Origin of the sequence: Sphaerisporangium dianthi (assembly GCF_042654065.1) — a bacterium.
In the GTDB taxonomy this organism is placed as follows: domain Bacteria; phylum Actinomycetota; class Actinomycetes; order Streptosporangiales; family Streptosporangiaceae; genus Sphaerisporangium; species Sphaerisporangium dianthi.
The window spans coordinates 1-19,802 of the sequence record NZ_JBHSFP010000014.1; the positions used below are offsets into that span (position 1 = coordinate 1).

Sequence of the window (19,802 nt, forward strand, 5' to 3'; positions counted from 1 at the left end):
GTTGGTGCCGCCCATGCTGAAGGAGCTGACTCCGGCGACCAAGGGAACGCCGGGCTCGCCCCACGATGTGTGCTCGGAGCAGACGCGCAGCCGCAGCTCCTCCATCGGGATGTCCGGGTTCGGGGTCGTGTAGTTCAGGCAGGCGGGCAGCTCGCGGTGCCGGATCGCCAGCGCGGTCTTGATCAGGCCGCAGATGCCGGCCGCCGCTTCCAGGTGTCCGAGGTTGGTCTTGACCGATCCCACCGGCAAGGGCCTGCCGGGCGGACGGGCGGCGCCGAGCACGGCGCCGAGGGCGGCGGCCTCGATCGGGTCGCCGATCCTGGTGCCGGTGCCGTGAAGCTCGACGTACCCGACCCGCGCCGGATCGACGCCGGCGTCCTGGTACGCCAACCTCAGCACCTGCTCCTGGGCGAGCCGGCTCGGCACGGTGAGCCCGCCGCCGCCGCCGTCGTTGCCGACCGCGCTGCCGGCGATCACGCAGTAGACCGGGTCCCCGTCGGCGAGGGCCGCGGCCAGGGGTTTGAGCGCGACCAGGCCGCCACCCTCGCCCCGCACGAAGCCGTTCGCCCCCGCGTCGAAGGTGCGGCAGCGGCCGTCGGGCGACAGGCCGCCGAACCCGGCCGCCTCCATCGCGCCGGCCGCCACGATGTTCAGGTTGACCCCGCCGGCGAGCGCGAGCTCCGACTCGCCGGCGAGCAGGCTGCGGCAGGCCAGGTGGACGGCGACCAGGGACGACGACTGGCCGGTGTCGACGGTCATGCTGGGGCCGCGCGTGCCGAGGAAGTAGGACAGGCGATCGGCGATGAGGCTGCGCTGCAGACCGGTGAAGGTGTGCCGGGCCGCGGGATCCACTCCGAGGCTCTGGGCCAGCCTCGCGTAGTCGTCCCGCATGACACCGACGAACACTCCCGTGCGGCCGCCCCGCAGGCGCGCGGGCACCAGGCCGGCGTCTTCCAGCGCTTCCCAGCCGAGTTCCAGCACCAGCCGTTGCTGCGGGTCCATCGCGGCGGCCTCGCGCGGCGAGACGCGGAAGAAGCCGGCGTCGAACCGGTCGATGCCCGGCAGGAAGGAACCCCATTGGACGCCGGGCGCACCGGCGGCCCGCGCGTCCGTGTCCGTGTCCGTGTCCGTGTCCGTGTCCGCGTCCGTGTCCGCGTTCATATTCGCGTTCGTGTCCGCGTTCGTATTCGCGTCCCAGCGGTCTTCGGGCACCCGCGTGACGGCGCTCTCCCCCTGCCGGAGCAGGCGCCAGAACGCGGCCGGGTCCGCCGCGCGCGCGAACCGGCAGGACAGCCCGACCACCGCGACCGCGTCCTCGGTGTGCACGCCCGCTCCCTTCCTTCGGCCTGGGCCTCTCACAGGACCTCGGCGAGCCAGTCGTGCATCGCCCTGGCGGACTCGGCCGCGTGCTGGGACAGCAGGGTGAAGTGGTCGCCGGGCAACGAGGCGGAGGTGTGGAGGAGCCGACCGGGAAACTGGTCCTCCGGCGCGGTCGCCGGGACTCCTGGGAGCGTCCGCGACGCCCTGAGGTGCAAGGTGGGCGTGCCGATCGGCGTCGGCGCCCAGCCGTCGAACAGCCCGACGTAGCCGCCCATCGCGCTGAGTTGCGCGCCCGGTGGCGCCGACCGGGCGTCCCGTGCGAACAGGTCGCGCCGCCGCGCCTGCTCGCGCATGAAGGCCGCGCGCACGTCGTCCATCTCGGCCACCGGCAGGTGAATGTCGAAGAGCACGACGGCCGCGGCGGGCCGGCCCGCCGCCTCCAGGTGCTCGGCCAGGCCGCGTGCGATCCAGCCGCCGGACGAGTAGCCGGCCAGCACGACGGGCGCCGGGCCGAACCGTGCCTCGATCGCGCTCCGCAGTGCGTTGAAGAGGGCGGGAAGGTCGGCGGGCAGCGGGCGTCCTTCTGAGAACCCTGGCGGCCACAGCGTCCAGACGTCCCTCGGTTCGGGGAGCGCGGAGGCGAGGAAGGAGTAGGCCACGTCCGTGATGGGCGCCACGGGCGGAACCGCGCACACCAGCGCCGGCCGCGTGCTCCCGGTCGCCGTCCTGACCAGCGTTGCGGCGCCGGGGGCGGCGTTGGGGCCGAAAGTGTCGCGCAGCCGTGCGGCGGCGCGGACCAGTCGCATGGCGTCGTTCGCCCTGCCGCTCTCGACCCCGCGCAAATACAGGGAGACGAGGCTGTCACGGCCTTCCGTCCCACCGCCGCCCGCCGCGGGGACCGAGACTCCTGCCGCCCCCACCCCCGCGCTCCCATCCGCACCCGCGCTTCTATCCGCACCCGCGACCGCACTTCTATCCGCGTCCGCGTCCGCACCCCCACCAGCGCCCGCGTGCGTGTCCGCGTCCGCACCCCCACCAGCGCCCGCGTGCGTGTCCGCGTCCGCACCCGCACCCCCGCGCGCGTCCGCACCGGCATCCGCAGACGCATCCGTGGGGACGGTGCCCGTTTGCGGCTCGGCGGGTCCCGCCGTCGTGTCCGGCCCCGCCGGTGGCGCCCGGTGCGAGGTGGCTTCCGAGACGAGCGCTTCGAGGCGTTCGGCGAGGTCGCGCACCGTCGGATAGTTCAGGACATCGGTGAGCCGCAGCTCGACTCCGGTGGCTATCGCGATCCGGTTGCGCAGTTCCACGGCGGCCGTCGACTCCAGCCCGAGATCACGGAAGGTGGCGTCAGAGGGGAACCCGTCGAGAGAGGGGTACCTCAGCACTGCGGCGAGGTGCCCTCCGACCAGCCGAGCCAACTCCTCACCACGCACCCCACCACGCGTCTCACCGCACTCCCCACCGCTCGCCTCACCAGGCTCCTCACCGCGCGCCTCAAGGCTCGCCTCACCAGGCTCTGTGCCGGGCTCCGTCGCGCGTGGTGGAGGCGGGCTCGGCCGGACGGGCGGCGGCGTGGGGGCGGGGGCTTCCGGGGGCAGGACGGCGGGGAGCACGGGGCGCAGCCAGTAGCGTTCGCGCTGGAAGGCGTACCCGGGCAGATCCATCCGGTGCGCGCCGCTCTCCTCGAACACCGCGTGCCAGTCGAGCGGCACGCCGCCGACGTGTGCCTCTGCCAGCGAGCACAGGAACCGGTCGAGCCCGCCGTCGTCCCGCCGCAGCGTGCCGAGCACGCAGGCGCGGACGCCGCTTTCGTCGATGGTCTCCCGGACGCCCGGAGCGAGCACCGGATGCGGCCCGACCTCGATGAGCACTCTGTGCCCGTCGGCGAGCAGCGTCGCGACGGACCGGTCGAAACGGACGGGCTCCCGCAGACTGCGGTACCAGTGGCGGGCGTCCAGCCGGTCCACCGCCGGGTCGGCCCACTGCCCCGTGACGCCGGACACGAACGGCAGCTCGGGGGGCGTGGGGGCGACCGGGGCGAGGAGGCGGAGCACCTCGTCGCGGATCCGTTCCACCTGCGGGGAGTGCGAGGCGTAATCGACCGGTATCCGCTGTGCCCGGACGCCCCGCGACGCGCACTCGGCCAGGAACCCGGCCAGCGCGTCCTGGTCGCCCGAGAGCACCGTGGTCCGCGGGCCGTTCACCGCGCCGATCGTGAGCCGGTCGCGCCACGGCAGCGCCAGTTCCCTGGCCTGCTCCTCGGGCAGTCCCACCGAGGCCATGCCGCCGAGGCCGGACAGCCGCGCGAGGGCACGTCCGCGCAAGGCAGCCACCATCATCGCGTCGGACAGCGAGAGCGCCCCGGCGAGCCACGCGGCGGCGATCTCTCCTTGGGAGTGCCCGGCGACGGCCGCGGGCCTCACCCCGTACGCCAGCCAGAGCGCGGCCAGCGAGATCGTCACCGCCAGTGACACCGGTTGCAGGATGTCCACGCGGTCCATGGAGGGCGCCCCGGCGTCGCCCCGCAGGACGGCGACCGGCGACCAGTCCGCGTACGGGGCGAGGGCCTTCTCGCACTCGGCCATCTGGTCGCGGAAGGCCGGTGAGGAGTCCAGCAGTTCCACGCCCATGCCGCGCCATTGCGCGCCCTGTCCGGGGAACAGGAACGCGGCGGTCGCGGCGGCGTCGCGGACATGCCCCGTGACCAGGTGCGACGCGGCGTCCCCTGCGGCCAGCGCGGCGAGTCCGGCGAACAGGTCATCCCGGTCGCGCCCGACGATCGCGGCGCGGTGGGGGTGGTGGGTACGGGTGGTGGCCAGCGAGTACGCCACGTCCGCGGCGTCCCATCCTTCCGGGAGGCGGGCCAGGTGTTCACGCAGCGCCCGCGCCTGCGCCGCCAGAGCCGGACCGCTCGCCCCCGACAACACCCAGGGCGACCACCGCCCGGACGCCGTCACGGAGGCTCTGGTCGGCCCGGACGGCGCGGCGGCGTTTCCGGGGTGCGGTCCTCCTGCCGCGGGCGCGCGTTCCTCGCCCTCCTGGAGGATGAGGTGGGCGTTGGTGCCGCTGACGCCGAAGGCCGAGACTCCGGCGCGGCGGGGCCGTCCGGTGGCGGGCCAGGGGACGGGCTCGGTGAGCGGCCGTATCCCGGCGTCCCAGTCGGCATGGGGAGTGGGCGCGCCGATGTGCAGGCTGGCGGGGAGCGTCCCGTGGCGCATGGCCATCATCATCTTGATCATCCCGGCCACTCCCGCCGCCGCCTGGGTGTGCCCGAGGTTCGACTTGACCGAGCCGAGCCACAGCGGCCGTCCCCCGTCCCGGCCGCGTCCGTAGGCGGCCGCGAGCGCCGCCGCCTCGATCGGGTCGCCGAGCCTGGTCCCGGTCCCGTGCGCCTCGACCACGTCGACCTCGTCCGACCGCACCCCCGCGTCCGCGAGCGCCGCTCTGATCACCGCTTCCTGCGCCCGGCCGCTCGGCGCGGTGAACCCGTTGGAGGCGCCGTCCTGGTTCACGGCGCTGCCGGCCACCACCGCCCACACCCGGTGGCCGGCGGCCCGGGCCGCCGACAGCCGTTCCAGCACGACGACTCCCGCCCCCTCCGCCCACGCCGTTCCGTCCGCCTCGGCCGCGAACGCCTTGCACCGCCCGTCGGGCGCCAGCCCGCCCTGCCGCCAGAACTCCGCGAAGCGCGCCGGGGACGACATGACGGTCACCCCGCCGGCCACCGCCAGATCGCACTCCCCCCGGCGCAGCGCGGCGACCGCCAGGTGCACGGCCACGAGGGACGACGAGCAGGCCGTGTCGACCGATATCGCCGGGCCGTGGACGCCCAGCGCGTACGCGGCCCGGCCGGACACGGCGCCGGCCGCGTTCCCGACCCCCACCAGGCCGACCAGGTCGTGCGGAACGCCGGCGAGGCCGGAGGCGTAGTCGCCGCCCATCACCCCGGCGAACACCCCGGCCGCACCGCCCGCCAGCCCTGCCGGATCGATGCCCGCCGACTCGAGGCCGTGCCACACCACTTCAAGGAACAGCCGCTGCTGCGGGTCCATCACCAGCGCCTCGCGGGGCGAGATGCCGAAGAACGCCGCGTCGAAGCCGGCCGCCTCCCGCACGAAGCCGCCGGCCATCGCGAACGGCGCCCTGTCGTCGCCGGCCAGGTCGAACAGGCCCTCCAAGTCCCATCCCCGGTCCGCGGGGAAGTCCGATACCGCGTCACCTCCGCGGGCCACCAGGTCCCACAGGTCGTCAGCAGAGGCCACGCCTCCAGGGAAGCGGCATCCCACGCCGACCACGACCACCGGATCGCCGTCGCTCCGCGCGTTCGCCTCGCCGTCGCTCCGCGCGTTCGCCTCGGCGTCGCGCAGGCGCGCCCGCGTCTCGTACAGCTCGGCCGTCACGCGCTTGAGGTATTCGACCAGCCTCGGGTCATCGGACATCGGACACCGCTCCCAACAATCGATTCGACGGGGACCTCCGGGCGATTCGGCAGGGCGTTCGGGGCCCTCGGTCTAGCCGGAGCCGAATTCGCGGTCCACGAACGCGAGCAGGTCCGCCACGGACGCCGACCGGATGTCGTCGGCCACCGCCTGGCGGGCCGCCGGCGGGTCGTCCTCGGCCACCAGCCGGCGGGTCGCCGGCGGGTCGTCCGGCGCGGCACCGGGGGCGCCGGGGGCGCCGGTCGTGTGGGGGGCCATCAGGACGCTGAGGTGCTCGGCCAGCGCCGCCGTCGTCGGATGGTCGAAGACGAGGGTCGCGGGGAGCCTCAGGCCGGTCGCGGCATTGATCCGGTTGCGCAGTTCCACGGAGGTCAGCGAGTCGAAACCCATGTCGCGCAGCACGGCGCCGGTGGGGACGTCCTCGGCCGAGGCGTGGCCCAGAACGGCGGCGACCTGCCCGCGCACCAGCGTCATGAGGCGGCCCCGGCGCCGGCCGGGCGGCAGGGCCGCGAGCCGCCGCGTCAGCGCCTCCGGTGTCTCGGCGGGCGCGCCCGCAGTGCGTCCGGCCACGGCTCGGCGCGCCGGACGCACGGCCATGGCGCGCAGCAGGGGCGGGAGGGCCTCTCCCAGGCCGGCCAGGATGCGAAGGTCGAGGCCGATCGGCGCGAGGAGCACCCGATCGGAGCCCATCGCCGCGTCCCACAGCGCCAGCCCTTCCTCGGCGGACAGCGCGCGCACGCCCGTGCGGGCGATCCGCGCGCGGTCCGCGGCCGCCAGCCCCGCGGCCATCCCGCCACCGGCCACCGCTCCCGCCGCCGTCTCGCCACCGGCCGCCACTCCCGCGGCCATGCCGCCACCGGCCACCACTCCCGCGGGCGTCTCGCCACCGGCCGCCGCTCCCGCGGCCGTCCCGCCACTTGGGACGCCGTCCGCGGACGCGCCTCCCGGGCCGGTCGGCGGCGCGCCGCCGGTGGCGGGGCCGGGGTCCCACAGGCCCCAGGCCAGCGAGGTGCCGGGGAGCCCTTCACTCCGGCGCCATGCCATCAGGGCGTCCACGAACGAGTTCGCCGCCGCGTAGGCGCCCTGCCCGGCGGTGCCGAAGACGCCGGCCGCGGACGAGAAGCACACGAACGCGGCGAGGTCGAGATCCTTCGTCAGCTCGTGCAGGTGCCAGGCGCCGTCCGCCTTCGGCCGCAGCACCTTTTCGAGGCGTTCGGCCGTCAGCGACCCGATGACCCCGTCGTCGAGCACCCCCGCGGCGTGGACCACCATGGTCAGCGGATGCTCGTCCGGGATGCCCGCCAGCAGCTCGGCGAGCCGTTCGCGGTCGGCCACGTCGCACGCGGCCCGCACCACGTGCGCGCCCATGGCGACCAGTTCCGCCTCCAGCTCGGCGGCGCCGTGCCCGGTGCGGGCTCCGCGCCCGGCGAGCACGAGATGCCGCACGCCGTGCTCCCGGACCAGGTGCCGGGCGAGCAGCCCGCCGAGCCGTCCGGATCCGCCGGTGATCAGCACCGTCCCGCCGGGGTCGGGGCGGCGGGGGACGGTCAGCACGACCTTGCCGACGTGCCGGGCGTGACTGACGTGGCGCAGGGCCTCCTCGGCCCGGCGGAGGTCCCAGCCGCGGCGCGGCGCCGGGACGAGCGCGCCCCGGGCGAACAGCGCGACCAGCTCGCGCAGCATCTCCTGGACCCGCCGCGGCCCGGCGGAGGCGACGAGGTCGAACGCCCGGTAGGTGATCTCCGGGTGGGCGGCGGCGACGTCGCGCGGGTCGGTCTTCCCGATCTCGATGAACCGGCCGCCCGGGGCCAGCAGGCGCAGCGAGGCGTCCAGGAAGGGTCCGGTGAGCGAGTTCAGCACCACGTCCACACCCCTCCCGCCGGTGGCCGCGAGGAAGCGCGGCTCGAAGTCGACCGTCCGGGAGGAGGCGCTGTGGGCCTCGTCGACGCCGTACGCGCGCAGGGTCGCCCACTTGCCGGGGCTCGCCGTGGCGAACACTTCCGCGCCGAGGTGCCGGGCGATCTGGACGGCCGCGATGCCCACGCCGCCCGCCCCGGAGTGGATCAGCACCGACTCCCCCGGCCGCACGCGGGCCAGGTCCTTCAGCGCGTAGTACGCGGTCAGGAAGGTCATGGGGACGGACGCCGCGCGCTCGAACGACCAGCCCTCGAGGATGGGCGTCACCAGCCGGTGGTCGATGACGGCGACCGTGCCCATGGCCCCGGCGAAGACGCCCATCACGCGGACGCCGGGTTTCAGGCCGTGCACCGCGGTCCCGCACTCCACCACCACGCCGGCGGCTTCGGCGCCGGGAACCGCTCTCCCCGGATACATGTCCAGCGCGATCAGCACGTCGCGGAAGTTCACGCCCGCCGCCCGTACGGCCACCCTGACCTGCTCGGGCGCGAGCGGTTCGAGGGCCTCGGGGCAGGGCAGCAGGGCCAGGCCTTCGAGCGTGCCCGGCCGGGTGCTGTCCAGGCGCCAGGCCGGCGCGCCGGCGGGCGCGGCCAGCAGGCGGTCGGCGGCCACCGACCGCAACCGGGGCACGAACGCCTCGCCGGACCGCATCGCCACCTGCGGCTCGCCCGCCCGCACCGCAGCCTCCGCAGCCGCCCGCAACGCCGGCCCAGCGTCGGCGCCGAACGGCGGAACGTCGTCGGCGCCCAACGGGACATCGTCGGCGTCAGACGGGAGATCGTCGATGCCGGAGGGGAGGTCCTCGGTGCCGGAGGGGAGGTCCTCGGTGCCGGGCGGGACATCGCCGACATCGGGCGGGAGGCCTTCGGCGTCGGACGGGACATCGCCGGCGCCGAGCGGAAGCCCCTCGGCACCGGACGGCAGGGCGTCCGGGTCGTGCGGGAGGTTCTTGGCGTTGAGGGGGAGGGCGTCGGTGTCGAGGAGGAGGAGGCGGCCGGGGTTCTCGGCCAAGGCGGAGCGCACCAGGCCCCAGATGGGAGCCGCGAGCAGGTCCGGCCGTTCCTCGCCGGAGACGGCGACGGCCCCGCGCGACAGCACGACCAGGCGTGCCGTGGCGAACCGCTCGTCGGCCAGCCATGCCTGGAGCAGCTCCGTCATCCGAAGCAGCCGTGCTCGCACCCGCCCGGGCAGGTCATCGTCCGCCGGTGATGGGGACGGGAGCGGGAGCAGCACCGCGTCCGGCACCGCCATGCCGCCGTCGATCGCGGCTCCGAGCGCGTCGAGGTCCGCGTACGCGCCATTGCCGTCGTTGGAGACGTCATCGCCTGCCGGAGCGTCCGATGGGGAGTCGTCCGAGTCCGCGAAGGCCGCGCTGAGGACGGCCCACCGGCAGCCGGACGGCACGGGTGTGACCGGGAGGGGCACCCAGTCCAGCCCGAACAGCGACTCCTCGGCGGCGGGGCCGGGCTGGAGGTACACGGGCTCGGCGGGCACCGGCCGCCAGGCGAGCGACCGCACCGACGCCACCGGGGCGCCGTCGCCGTCGGCCATGGTCAGCGACACGTGCCCGTCCGCGCCCGTGATCCGCACGCGCAGCATCGACGCGCCGGACGCGAACAGCTCCACGCCGGACCAGGAGAACGGCATGCTGCCGCGGCCGTCGTCGACGGCTGCGAGGAAGGGGCCGAGGCCGACGGCGTGCAGCGCGGCGTCGAGCAGCGCGGGGTGCAGTCCGTACCGTCCCGCGTCGCCGGCCGCGTCAGCGGGCAGCGCCACCTCGGCGAAGACCTCGGCGCCGCCACCGGGAAGCTCGCGCCGCCATGCCGATCGCAAGCCGCGGAAGGCTCCCTCGTAGCGGTAGGCCAGCCCGGCGACCGGCTCGTCATAGCCCCCCTCGAACGGGACCTCCGTCGTGCCCCGCGGCGGCCACTCAGCCGGCATCGGCTCGGCCCGCATCCACTCGGCCCGCATCGACTCCAGCGGCGCCGACTCCAGCAGCGTCGGCTCCAGTGGCATCGACTCGGCCGGCATCGACTCAGGAAGCGTCGACTCAGGAAGCATCGACTCGGGAAACGTCAACTTGGGCGGCATCCGCTCGGGCGGGGGCGGGGCGGGGCGTCGTGTGGTGAGGAATCCGCCGGCGTGCGCGCGCCAGCGGGCTGGGGCGGGAACGCCGGGCCGGCCGTCGTCGTCGGGCCGGGAGGAGATCAGCAGCGAACGGCGTCCCGACTCGTCCGGGGCGCCGACCACGACCTGGACGCGCACGCCGCCGGTCGAGGGCAGGGGCAGCGGCGCCTGCAGGGTCAGTTCCTCGATCAGGTCGCACCCGGCCTCGTCCCCGGCGCGCAGGGCGAGCTCGACGAACGCCGCGCCGGGAAGGATCACCGTGTCGTGCGCCCTGTGCCCGGCCAGCCACGGCTGCTCCCGCAGGGACAGCCTTCCGGACATGACCAGGCCGCCGCCGTCGGCCAGGTCCAGGACGGCGCCGGCCAGCGGATGGCCCGGAGAGTCCAACCCTGCAGCGGTGACGTCGCCGGCCCGGTCGCCGGGGGCCAGCCAATAGTGGTCCCGCTGGAAGGCGTAGGTCGGCAGCTCGACCCGGCGGGCCCCGGCCGGGGCGAAGACGGCGGGCCAGTCCACGCCGGTGCCGTGGGCGTGCAGCCGGCCAAGGGCCCACATGACGCTCTCGGCCTCGTCGCGGTTCCCGCGCAGTGCCGGGACGACGGCTTCGCCGGCGTCCGCGTCCTTCTGCGCGAGGGCGGACAGCACGGCGCCCGGCCCGAGCTCCAGCAGCGCGGTGACGCCCCGGGCCCGCACGGTGCGGAGCCCGTCGTGGAAGCGCACGGCCCGCCGCACGTGGTCGGCCCAGTAGTGGGGCGAACTCAGCTCGGCGGCGGTGGCGACCTCGCCGGTCAGGTTCGACACCACCGGTATGACCGGTTCGCGGGCGGTGAGGGTGGCCACGACGGCGGCCAGGTCCGCGAGCATCGGGTCCATGTGCGGGGAGTGGAACGCGTGGCTCACCCGCAGCCGCCTGGTCCTGCGTCCCTGGCCGGCGAGCAGCCGCTCGAGTTCCTCCACCTCCGCGGCGTCTCCCGACACGACGACGGAGTCGGCCGCGTTGACCGCCGCGACGCCGACCCGGCCCGCACGGCCCGCGAGCAGCGCGCCGATCTCGTCCTCCGTCGCCCGTACCGAGAGCATCGCGCCGGCCGCCGGCAGATCCCGCATCAGGCGGCCGCGCGCCGCGACGAGGCGGCAGGCGTCCGGCAGCGACCACACGCCGGCGACGTGCGCGGCGACGATCTCGCCGACCGAGTGCCCGAGCAGCACATCGGCGCGCACGCCCCACGACTCCATCAGGCGGTACAGGGCGACCCCGACGGCGAAGAGCGCGGCCTGCGTGTAGTCGGTCCTGTCCAGCAGTTCGGCCGCCGCCGAGCCGGGCGCGGCGTGGAGGACCTCGCGCAGAGGGCGGTCGAGGTGGGGGTCCAGGTGCCCGCACGCGTCGTCGAACGCCGCGGCGAAGGCGGGGAACGCGGCGGCGAGCCGGCCGCCCATGCCTGGGCGCTGGGACCCCTGGCCGGGGAACAGGACGCCCAGCGGACCGGGAGCGGCGACGTCCTCGACCACTCTGGCGTCAGGTTCGCCGGCGGCGAGCCTGCTCAGGCCGCGGAGGAGCTGGTCGCGGTCCGCTCCGAGGACGACGGCGCGGTGGCGGAACGCGGCCCGGGTGGTGGCGAGCGAGAGGGCGACGTCGGCCGGGCCGGACGCGACATCGCGTCCGGCGAAGTCGTGCAACCGCCGCGCCTGAGCCCGCAACGCCTGCTCGGACCTCCCCGAAACCACCCACGGCACGGGCACCGACCCACCCCCGGCAACGCAGCCCGACCCGCCGCCACGGACGGGGCTGGGGCCCGGGTCGCCGCCAATGCCGCTACCGGGGCCGGGGACCGGGCTGACGTCAGGGACCGAGGCCGGGCCGGTGGTGGGAACAGGGAGTGGGCCGCCGACAAAGTCGCCGCCAGAGACTGCGCCCGGGACGGAGATGGGGACCGGGTCACCGCCGGGTGCGGGGATCGGGTCGCCGCCTATGTGGCTGCGAGGGCCGGGGGTGAGGAGTGGGACATCGCCGGGGTTGGCGCCGGGGTTGGGCGGCGGGGGGATGGCAGGAGCGGTGGGCGGGGCGGTAGGTGAAGCTGAGGAAGGTGGGGTTGAGGGGGGTGGGGGTGGAGGGGGTTCTTCGAGGATCAGGTGGGCGTTGGTGCCGCTGATGCCGAAGGAGGAGACGGCCGCGCGGCGGGGGCGGCCGGTCGGGGGCCAGTCCACGGGCTCGGTGAGGAGGCGGGCGGCGCCTGCGTTCCAGTCGACCTCGGGCGTGGGCGCGTCCACGTGCAGTGTCTTCGGCAGCACGCCGTGCCGCATCGCCATGATCATCTTGATCGCGCCGGCGACGCCGGCGGCGCCCTGCGTGTGGCCGATGTTCGATTTGAGCGAGCCGATCCACACCGGCTTCCCGTCCGCCCGATCCTGCCCGTAGGTCGCGATCAGCGCCGCCGCCTCGATCGGGTCGCCCAGCGTGGTGCCGGTGCCGTGCGCTTCGACCGCGTCCACCTCCCCGGCGGACAGCCCGGCGTCGGCGAGCGCCGCGCGGATCACCTGCCGCTGCGCGGCGCCGTGCGGCGCGCTGAGCCCGTTGCTCGTGCCGTCCTGGTTGACCGCCGACCCCCGCAGCAGCGCGAGCACGCGGCGGCCGTCGCGCCGGGCGTCCGTAAGGCGCTGGAGCAGCAGCAGCCCGGCGCCCTCGGCCCAGATCGCCCCGTCGGCGGCGGCGGCGAAGGACTTCGAGCGGGCGGTGCGCGAGGTCACGCCCTGCCCGCAGAACTCGACGAACGCGGCCGGGGTGGCCATGACGGTGACCCCTCCCGCCAGGGCGAGGTCGCACTCCCCTCGCCGCAGCGAGTGGGCGGCCAGATGGAGCGCGACCAGCGAGGACGAGCAGGCGGTGTCGATCGTGATCGCGGGCGCCTCGAACCCGAAGTGGTAGGAGATGCGGCCGGACAGCACGCTGGTGCTGTTGCCGGTGACGCCGTGCGGGAAGAACTCGCCTGACCGCTTCCACAGCAGTTCGTAGTCGTTGCCCGCCGTTCCGGTGAAGACGGCGGTGCGGCCGCCGCGCAGCGTGCCGGGGTCGATCCCGGCGGACTCCAGCGTCTCCCACGCCACCTCCAGCAGCAGCCGCTGCTGGGGGTCCATCACGAGCGCCTCCCTCGGCGAGATCCCGAAGAACGCGGCGTCGAACCGCCCGGCGCCGGACAGGAATCCGCCTTCCCGCACGTAGGAGACGCCCGCCGTCCCGGGCTCGGCGTGCGGGTCGTACAGGCGGTCCAGGTCCCAGTGCCGGTCGGCGGGGAAGCCGGTGACGGCGTCGCGGCCCTGCGCGACCAGGTCCCACAGCTCGGCGGGCGAGTCGGTGTCTCCGGGCAGCCGGCATCCCATGCCCACCACGGCGATCGGGTCGTCGTCGCGCCGTTCGGCCTCGCGCAGGAGTTCGCGGGTGCGGCGCAGGTCGGCGGTGACCTTCTTCAGGTACTGCCGGAGCTTGTCCTCGTCGGTCGGCACGGCGTCTCCAGGCGGTCAGCGGCGGTGGCGGACGGTCATCTGGCGCGGGCCGCGTACGACGACGTGCCTGCGATAGGCCAGCGATTCCTCCTCGACCTCGAAGGCGGTGAGCCGTTCGGCGATGGCCGTGAAGGCGATGGCGGCCTCCAGCCTGGCCAGGCTGGAGCCGATGCAGTAGTGAGCGCCCGCTCCGAAGGCGAGGCCGATGCCCTTGGCGCGGCGGCCGGCGAGGAAGTCGCCGGCCCGCGGGTAGGCGGCCTCGTCGCGGCCGGCGGCGGCCAGCAGCAGGATCACGATGGCGCCGGGTTCGACGGCGGCCGGGCCGAGCCGCGTCGGGCCGAGCGCGACCCGGGCGGTGAGCTGCACCGGGGCGTCGTACCGCAGCACCTCGTCGACCAGCAGCGGGGCGATGGAGGGGTCCTCGCGGAGCGCCGCGAGCTGGCCGGGGTTGCGCGACAGCGCGAGCAGCCCGTTCGCGACCAGGTTGGTCACCGACTCGTGCGCGGCGGCGAAGAGGGTGGCGAGCACGTTGGTCACCTCGTGCCTGGCGAGGGTGCGTCCTTGGTCCTCTGCCTGGATCAGGCTGGAGATCAGGTCCTCGCCGGGGTGCGTGCGCCGCTTGTGGATCAGGTCGGCGAAGTAGGCGTGGATGGCGACGGACGCCCTGCCGAAGCCGGCGAGCTCCTCCGGTGAGAAGACGTCCAGGCTCCGGAACGCGGCCACCAGCGTCGGCACCTCGGTGGCCAGCGCGAGCTCGTCCGACCATTCCTTCAGCATGTCCAGGTCGCCCGCGGGGATGTCCATGAGCTCGCCTATCGTGCGCATGGAGAGCTTCGCGGCGAAGTCGCGCACCGCGTCGAAGGAGCCGTACTCGCCGGGGCCGGCCGCGGCCCGCCCGTCGTGCGGACCATCCTGCAGGCCATGGCCGTCGTGCGGACCATCCTGCAGGCCATGGCCGTCGTGCGGGCCATCCTGCAGGCCATGGCCGTCGTGCGGGCCATCCTGCAGGCCGTCGAGCAGGTCGTCGACGATGCCGCGGATCCACGGCTCGTATCTGGCGGTGATCCGGGGGGTGAAGGCCTTGGAGACGAGCCGCCGCTGACGGCCGTGGTCCGGCGGATCCATGAAGAAGATCGACTCCAGGACGGCCCCGTCCGCGCCGGCGTCGAACAGGCCCGCGAGAGCCGGGGACCGGAGGGTGTCGTTCCCGAGGGCGGGGTCGCGCAGGGCGGCCAGGCAGGTGGCGTGGTCGCCGATGATCAGCGTCCCGTCATCCGTCCGCAGAGGGCCGGCCTCCCGGAGGCGGGACAAGATCGGGTACGGGTCCGGGCGGGCCCGCGGATCCAGCAACCCGTACAGCGGGTTGTCCTGGAGCCGGGTGGCCGGACGGGCGTGGCTCATGGTCTGCCCTTTCTCGATGACCGCGGCCGGCGGCGTGCCGGCCGCGCGCCCCCGGGGCGCTCGCGGGCGCGCCGGCCCGGAGCTCTCCCAGCGCCGCGAGGAACGTGCCGATGCCGCCCTGGCCGCGGCGCAGCGACCCGACGACCAGGGAGGCGGCGCCGGCCTCGCGCAGGGTCTCCTTCAGCGCCGGCCCGAGGACCGGATGCGGGCCGACCTCGACGAAGACGCCGTGCCCGCGTTCGGCGAGCAGGGTGACGGTCTGCTCCAGCTCGACGGCCTGGCGCAGGTTGCGGTACCAGTAGCCGGCGTCGAGCCCGGTCGTGTCGATCCACTCGCCCGTGACCGTCGAGTACATGGGCACCCGCGCCGGCCGTGGCGCGGTCGGCGCGAGCAGTTCCAGCAGGCGGCCTCTGATGGGCTCCACCTCGGCGGAGTGCGAGGCGTAGTCCACCGGCAGCCTGCGCGCCCTGATCCCGGCCGCGTTCAGCCCGGCCCGCAGAGCCTCCAGCTCGGCGGCGCCCCCCGAGACGACGACGGAGGCGGGGCCGTTCACCGCGGCGACCGACACCCCGCCGGTCAGCCACGGGCGCAGTCCGGAGCAGGAGCAGGAGACCCAGAGCATGCCGCCGCCTCCGGCGAGGGACCGCAGTTCGGCGCTGCGCAGCGCGACGATCCTGGCCGCGTCGCCGAGGGTGAGCGCGCCCGACACGTACGCGGCCGCGATCTCGCCCTGGCTGTGCCCGACCGTGGCCGCCGGTTCGACGTCGTGGGCGCGCCAGAGCGCGGCGAGCGAGACCATGGTCGCGAACAGGGCCGGCTGCACCATGTCCACCCGGTCCAGCCAGGCCGTGCCCTGGAGGACTTCGAGCAGGGACCACCGGGTGTGCGGCGCGAGGGCGCGGTCGCAGTCGCGCATGCTGGCGGCGAACACGGCCGACTCGCGCATGAGGTCGTCGGCCATTCCGGCCCACTGCGTCCCCTGTCCAGGAAAGACGAACACCACCGCCACCAAAGACTCCGCCCCGTTTCCTCGAAAACGTCGACAATGCGGAATTACAGCACATATCCGATGGCGAGAGAATGCGCTCGCGACGTCGCCCGAGCCGGGCTCGAGCCTTATTCGAGGATCGGCGGAAAGAATCGCGGGGAATTTACGATGAGGAGTATTCATGGCACTTGCGTATATCGTGGACGGAGGTTTGAACGACCAGCCGGGCACCGGCGCCGACCTCTACGAGCGCTTTCCGGCCGTGCGCGACCTCTATGCGCGGGTGCACGAGTGGACGGGCCTCTCCGTCGGCAGGCTGCTCGCCTGGGAGCTGCCCGCGCAGCAGGAGTTCCGCCAGGTCGGCGCGATCCGGCAGGCAGCCGTGGTCCTCGGCCTGTGCGACGTGCTGGCCGAGCACGGCGTGCGCCCGGACGTGGTCGGCGGCCTCAGCCTCGGCGGCCGGATCAGCGCCTGCATCGCGGGATCCCTCAGCAGGCAGGGGTTGTTCGAGCTGCTGGCCCGGCTGCGGCACGCGCCGCCGCCCCCCGGTCCCGCGCAGGGCGTGGCCGCGCTGGTGGTGCCCGCCGAGGCGGACCTCGCGGACCTCCTGCGCGGCGAGGACCTGGTGAACGGCGGCCGGCTGTACGTCGCCGCCGAGCTCGGCGTGGTCGGCGGCGGCCGTGACCGCATGCTCCTGCTGGCGGGCTACCGCGCCGCCCTGGACGAGCTGGCCGCCCGGCTGCCGAAGGGGACCGTCAGGATCCCCAAGGACGTGGTGGCGGCCTACCACTCGCCGCTGTCGCAGTATCTCGTCGACTTCCTCGACCCGGCCCTGACGGCGACGCCGTTCCGCGACCCGGCGATCCCGCTGTGCTCGTGCATGACCCCCCGGCCCCTCACCACGGCCGAGCAGGTGCGCGAGGAGTTCCGGCTCAATCCGGTCGCGCGGGTGAGCCTGCCGCAGGTCTTCGCCGGCCTCGAGGCCCACGAGGTCGAGCTCGCGCTGCTCCTCGGCCCCGCCCAGGTCGACCTGTTCCTCGAGTCGCCGAACGTCCAGGTCGTCCACGTGGAGTCCCCCGAACACCTGCCGGAGGCGCTGACGGCCATCCACGACTTCGGCGTCCAGCTCTCCGCAGGAGGCGCACGATGATCGACCCGTCCCCGCTCCCGACCGCGCCGCCGACGCCGGACGCCCCGGACTACCTGGACGACCTGAGCGCCCCGGACGACCTGGGCGGCCCAGGCGTTCCGGAAGGCCCGGACGCTCCGGGCGGCCGCCGGTTCGCGGCCGGACAGGCCCGGATGGACGAGATGACCGCCCGCTGGCTGCAGACCGACCTGGACGCCTGGACGCGGCACGTGGTGCGCCGGCACTTCGACCCCGGCACCGGGACGCCGTTCTGGCTGAAGCGGGCCGCCGGCCTGCCCTTCGACCCCCGCGACATCACCCGTTACGAGGAACTTCGGGCGTTCGGCCCGTTCCCGCTGCCGCTGCTGCGCGACCTCGACCCCGAGGACCTCGTGCCCATGGCCGTGCCGCGTCCGCTGGTCGGCCGGGTGTGGGAGTCGGGCGGCACCACCGGCGACCCGTGCCGGGTCTTCTACACGCCACGGATGATCACGCACCGGGGGGTGTGGCGGCGCTGGTCGTTCGTCACCGAGGGCTTCCTGCCGGGCCGGTCCTGGATCCAGGCGACCCCCACGGGGCCGCACCTCATCGGCAACGGCTGGTGGGAGCTGTCGGAGCTGTACGGCTCGCGCGTCCACGGCATCGACCTGGACCCGCGCTGGATCAAACGGCTGCTGCGCGAGGGCAGGCTCGAGGAGGCCGAGCGTTACACCGGCCACGTGGTGGACCAGATCGCCACCGTCCTGCGCACCCAGCGCGTCGATCACCTCAGCACCACTCCCGCGCTGTTCCAGGCGCTCGTCAGGCGCGAGCCCGAGCTGGTCGCGGCGCTGGGCGGCGTCCGGCTGAGCGGCACGCAGATCACCGCGGCCATGTGGCGGTCCTTCCGCGCCGCGCTCGCCGGCGGCACGGGCGAGGGGATCGTCGGGCTGAGCTACGGCAACACCTTCGGCAACGCGGCGAGCCTGCCCGCCGAGCGCGACGGCGCGGTGCTGCCGTACGTGCCGAACTACCCGCACGTCACCATGTCGGTGGTGGACAAGCAGGACTGGCGGCGCACGCCCGCGTACGGCGGCCTCGGCCAGGTGATGCTGACCGTGCTGCACGAGGACCTGTTCCTGCCGAACGTCCTGGAGCGCGACCAGGCGCTGCGCTACGACACGGGCGGGCGCTGGCCGGTCGACGGGGTGGCCAACGTCCGCCCGCTCCAGGTCAGCAGGCAGGCGCCCGAGGGCATCTACTGATCGGCCGCCGCCCAGCCCGCGTACCGGCGCCGCCCGTAGACCAGCGGGACGGCGCCGGGCCGCGGCACCGTGATCTGGGCGACCCTGCCGACGACGATGGTGTGGTCGCCCATCCTGATGAGCCGGTGCACGAGGCACTCGGCGACGGCGTGCGCGTGGTCCACCAGGGCGGGCGACGACCACAGCTCGGCCGGACGCCATTCGATCTCGGCGAACCGGCCTCCCCGGGAGAAGGCCTCGGCCGCCTGTGAGCCCTCGTGGTGCAGCAGGTTCACCGCGAAGGCGCCGCCGGCGCGGATCGCCGCCAGGGTGCCGCTGCGGTTGTGCACGCAGACGAGCAGCAGCGGCGGGTCCAGCGACAGGCTGCACAGCGACGAGCACGTGAGGCCGTGCGGGACGCCCTTGCCGTCCAGCGTCGTGACGACGGCCACGCCGGTCGGGAACATGCTCATCATGTCCTTCAGCGCCTGGACGTCCAGTCCGGCCGGCCGCGGCGCCACCGGCGCGGGCACCACGCGTGCCGTCCGGTGCGTGAGCCGGCCGAGCAGCGGCCCGGTCATGGCGGTGGTGACCAGTGCCATGAGGACGAACAGCGAGTACATCCCCTTGCCGAGCAGGCCCGCCTGCAGGCCGACGGTGAGCACCACGATCTCGGTCAGGCCGCGCGTGTTGAGCAGGACCCCGACGATGAGCGCGTCGTCGCCGCGCAGCCCGGCCAGGCGCGACCCCAGATAGCCGCCGCCGATCTTCCCCGCGACGGCCGCCAGCAGGATCGGCGCCAGCCAGAGCAGGGCGCCGGGCGGCAGCGCCGACAGGTCGACCGAGGCTCCGGAGACGACGAAGAAGATCGGGATCAGCGCGTTGCCGACGGTGCGCATCGGCGCGAGGATGCGCGGGTCGCAGCTCCCGTCGTCGCGTTTCGGCAGGATCGCCCCCGCGCACAGCGCGCCGAACACCACGTGCAGGCCGAGCGCGAGGCTGCCGGCCGCGCCCACCAGCACGAGCGCGGCGGCCGGCCCGGTGTCGAAGTCGCGCAGGAAGCGCCCGAAGCGCCCGCGCAGCACCCTGCGCGCGGCCACCAGGGCGACCAGCAGAGCGGCGCCGGCGACCACGGCGGACACCCAGGAGGACGGGCCGGGCTGGGCGAAGGCGGAGGCGACGCCGAGCAGCACCCAGGCGGGCAGGTCGGTCACCGTCGCCCCGGCGATCCCGATCATGGCGGGGACGCTCTCGGTGATGCGCAGGTCGGCCACGACGCGGGCCAGCACCGGGATCGCGGTGGTGGCCAGGGCGACCCCGACGAACAGGACGAACGCGGCCGGGTGCGCGCTCGCCGTCTCGGTGACCGGGCTCCAGGCCAGCAGCGCGGCGCCGGCCCCGAACCCCAGGATCAGGGGGAGCCCGAACGAGCCCGCCGCCACCTTGGCGATGAGTCCGGCCCTGCCCACCAGCGGGCTCGGGTCCAGGCCGTAGGCGAGCGCGCCGAGGTAGAGCGCGAGACCGACCGAGGCCAGCACGGACAGGTACGGCATGACGTCGGCGGGCAGCAGCCAGGCGCGCAGGCCCGGCGCGAACCGGCCGAGTGCCACCGGGCCGAGCAGGATCCCCGCGGCGATCTCGCCGAGCACCGGCGGCTGGCCCAGGCGGGCGGCGGCCCTGGCGAGGACCGCCGCCGCGACCCAGATGGCCACGAGCGCGACGCACAGGTGCTCGACGATCTGGTCGGCTGACATGGCTCACCC

Annotated in this window: 8 protein-coding genes; 2 read left to right on the forward strand and 6 right to left on the reverse strand. The window is 74.9% G+C overall.

Going from position 1 to position 19,802, the window contains the following annotated elements; genetic code table 11:
- The 5 genes from ACFO60_RS20590 to ACFO60_RS20610 form a co-directional block, all read right to left on the reverse strand.
- Positions 1-1,326 (reverse strand): beta-ketoacyl [acyl carrier protein] synthase domain-containing protein (locus ACFO60_RS20590; protein ID WP_380842349.1); only part of this gene is annotated, 1,326 nt, incomplete at its 3' end.
- A gap of 29 nt (positions 1,327-1,355) precedes the next feature.
- On the reverse strand, positions 1,356-5,759 hold the full coding sequence (locus ACFO60_RS20595; RefSeq protein ID WP_380842350.1) for a type I polyketide synthase: 4,404 nt from the start codon (positions 5,757-5,759) through the stop codon (positions 1,356-1,358).
- A gap of 72 nt (positions 5,760-5,831) precedes the next feature.
- The gene (locus ACFO60_RS20600) at positions 5,832-13,298 is read right to left on the reverse strand and encodes an SDR family NAD(P)-dependent oxidoreductase (protein WP_417765084.1); all 7,467 of its coding nucleotides are present in this window, start codon (positions 13,296-13,298) and stop codon (positions 5,832-5,834) included.
- 15 nt (positions 13,299-13,313) lie between these two features.
- The gene (locus ACFO60_RS20605; protein WP_380842689.1) at positions 13,314-14,423 is read right to left on the reverse strand and encodes a cytochrome P450; all 1,110 of its coding nucleotides are present in this window, start codon (positions 14,421-14,423) and stop codon (positions 13,314-13,316) included.
- Between the two features lie 145 nt (positions 14,424-14,568).
- Entirely contained in the window at positions 14,569-15,708 is a 1,140-nt protein-coding gene (locus ACFO60_RS20610; protein WP_380842352.1) for an acyltransferase domain-containing protein, read from the reverse strand.
- Between the two features lie 160 nt (positions 15,709-15,868).
- Here ACFO60_RS20610 and ACFO60_RS20615 point away from each other — a divergent pair, with 160 nt between their 5' ends.
- Together ACFO60_RS20615 and ACFO60_RS20620 are read left to right on the forward strand one after the other, a co-directional pair.
- Complete coding sequence (locus ACFO60_RS20615; protein ID WP_380842354.1) at positions 15,869-16,837, forward strand: ACP S-malonyltransferase; 969 nt, start codon at positions 15,869-15,871, stop codon at positions 16,835-16,837.
- Positions 16,834-18,060, forward strand: coding sequence for a hypothetical protein (locus ACFO60_RS20620; protein WP_380842356.1), 1,227 nt, complete (start codon positions 16,834-16,836; stop codon positions 18,058-18,060). Before ACFO60_RS20615 ends, ACFO60_RS20620 begins: the two co-directional genes overlap by 4 nt.
- Here the strand turns inward: ACFO60_RS20620 and ACFO60_RS20625 are convergent.
- A complete protein-coding gene (locus tag ACFO60_RS20625) occupies positions 18,054-19,793 on the reverse strand; it encodes a cation:proton antiporter domain-containing protein (RefSeq protein WP_380842358.1) in 1,740 nt (579 codons plus the stop codon). The two genes, ACFO60_RS20620 and ACFO60_RS20625, sit on opposite strands and share 7 nt — an antisense overlap.
- Positions 19,794-19,802 lie beyond the last annotated feature (9 nt).

What these genes read in the sequence shown, in the direction of transcription:
- ACFO60_RS20595 (WP_380842350.1), bottom strand. Translation starts at nt 5,759, where the DNA reads ATGTCCGATGACCCGAGGCTGGTCGAATACCTCAAGCGCGTGACGGCC.
- ACFO60_RS20605 (WP_380842689.1), bottom strand. Translation starts at nt 14,423, where the DNA reads ATGGATCCGCCGGACCACGGCCGTCAGCGGCGGCTCGTCTCCAAGGCC.
- ACFO60_RS20615 (WP_380842354.1), top strand. Translation starts at nt 15,869, where the DNA reads ATGGCACTTGCGTATATCGTGGACGGAGGTTTGAACGACCAGCCGGGC.
- ACFO60_RS20620 (WP_380842356.1), top strand. Translation starts at nt 16,834, where the DNA reads ATGATCGACCCGTCCCCGCTCCCGACCGCGCCGCCGACGCCGGACGCC.
- ACFO60_RS20625 (WP_380842358.1), bottom strand. Translation starts at nt 19,793, where the DNA reads ATGTCAGCCGACCAGATCGTCGAGCACCTGTGCGTCGCGCTCGTGGCC.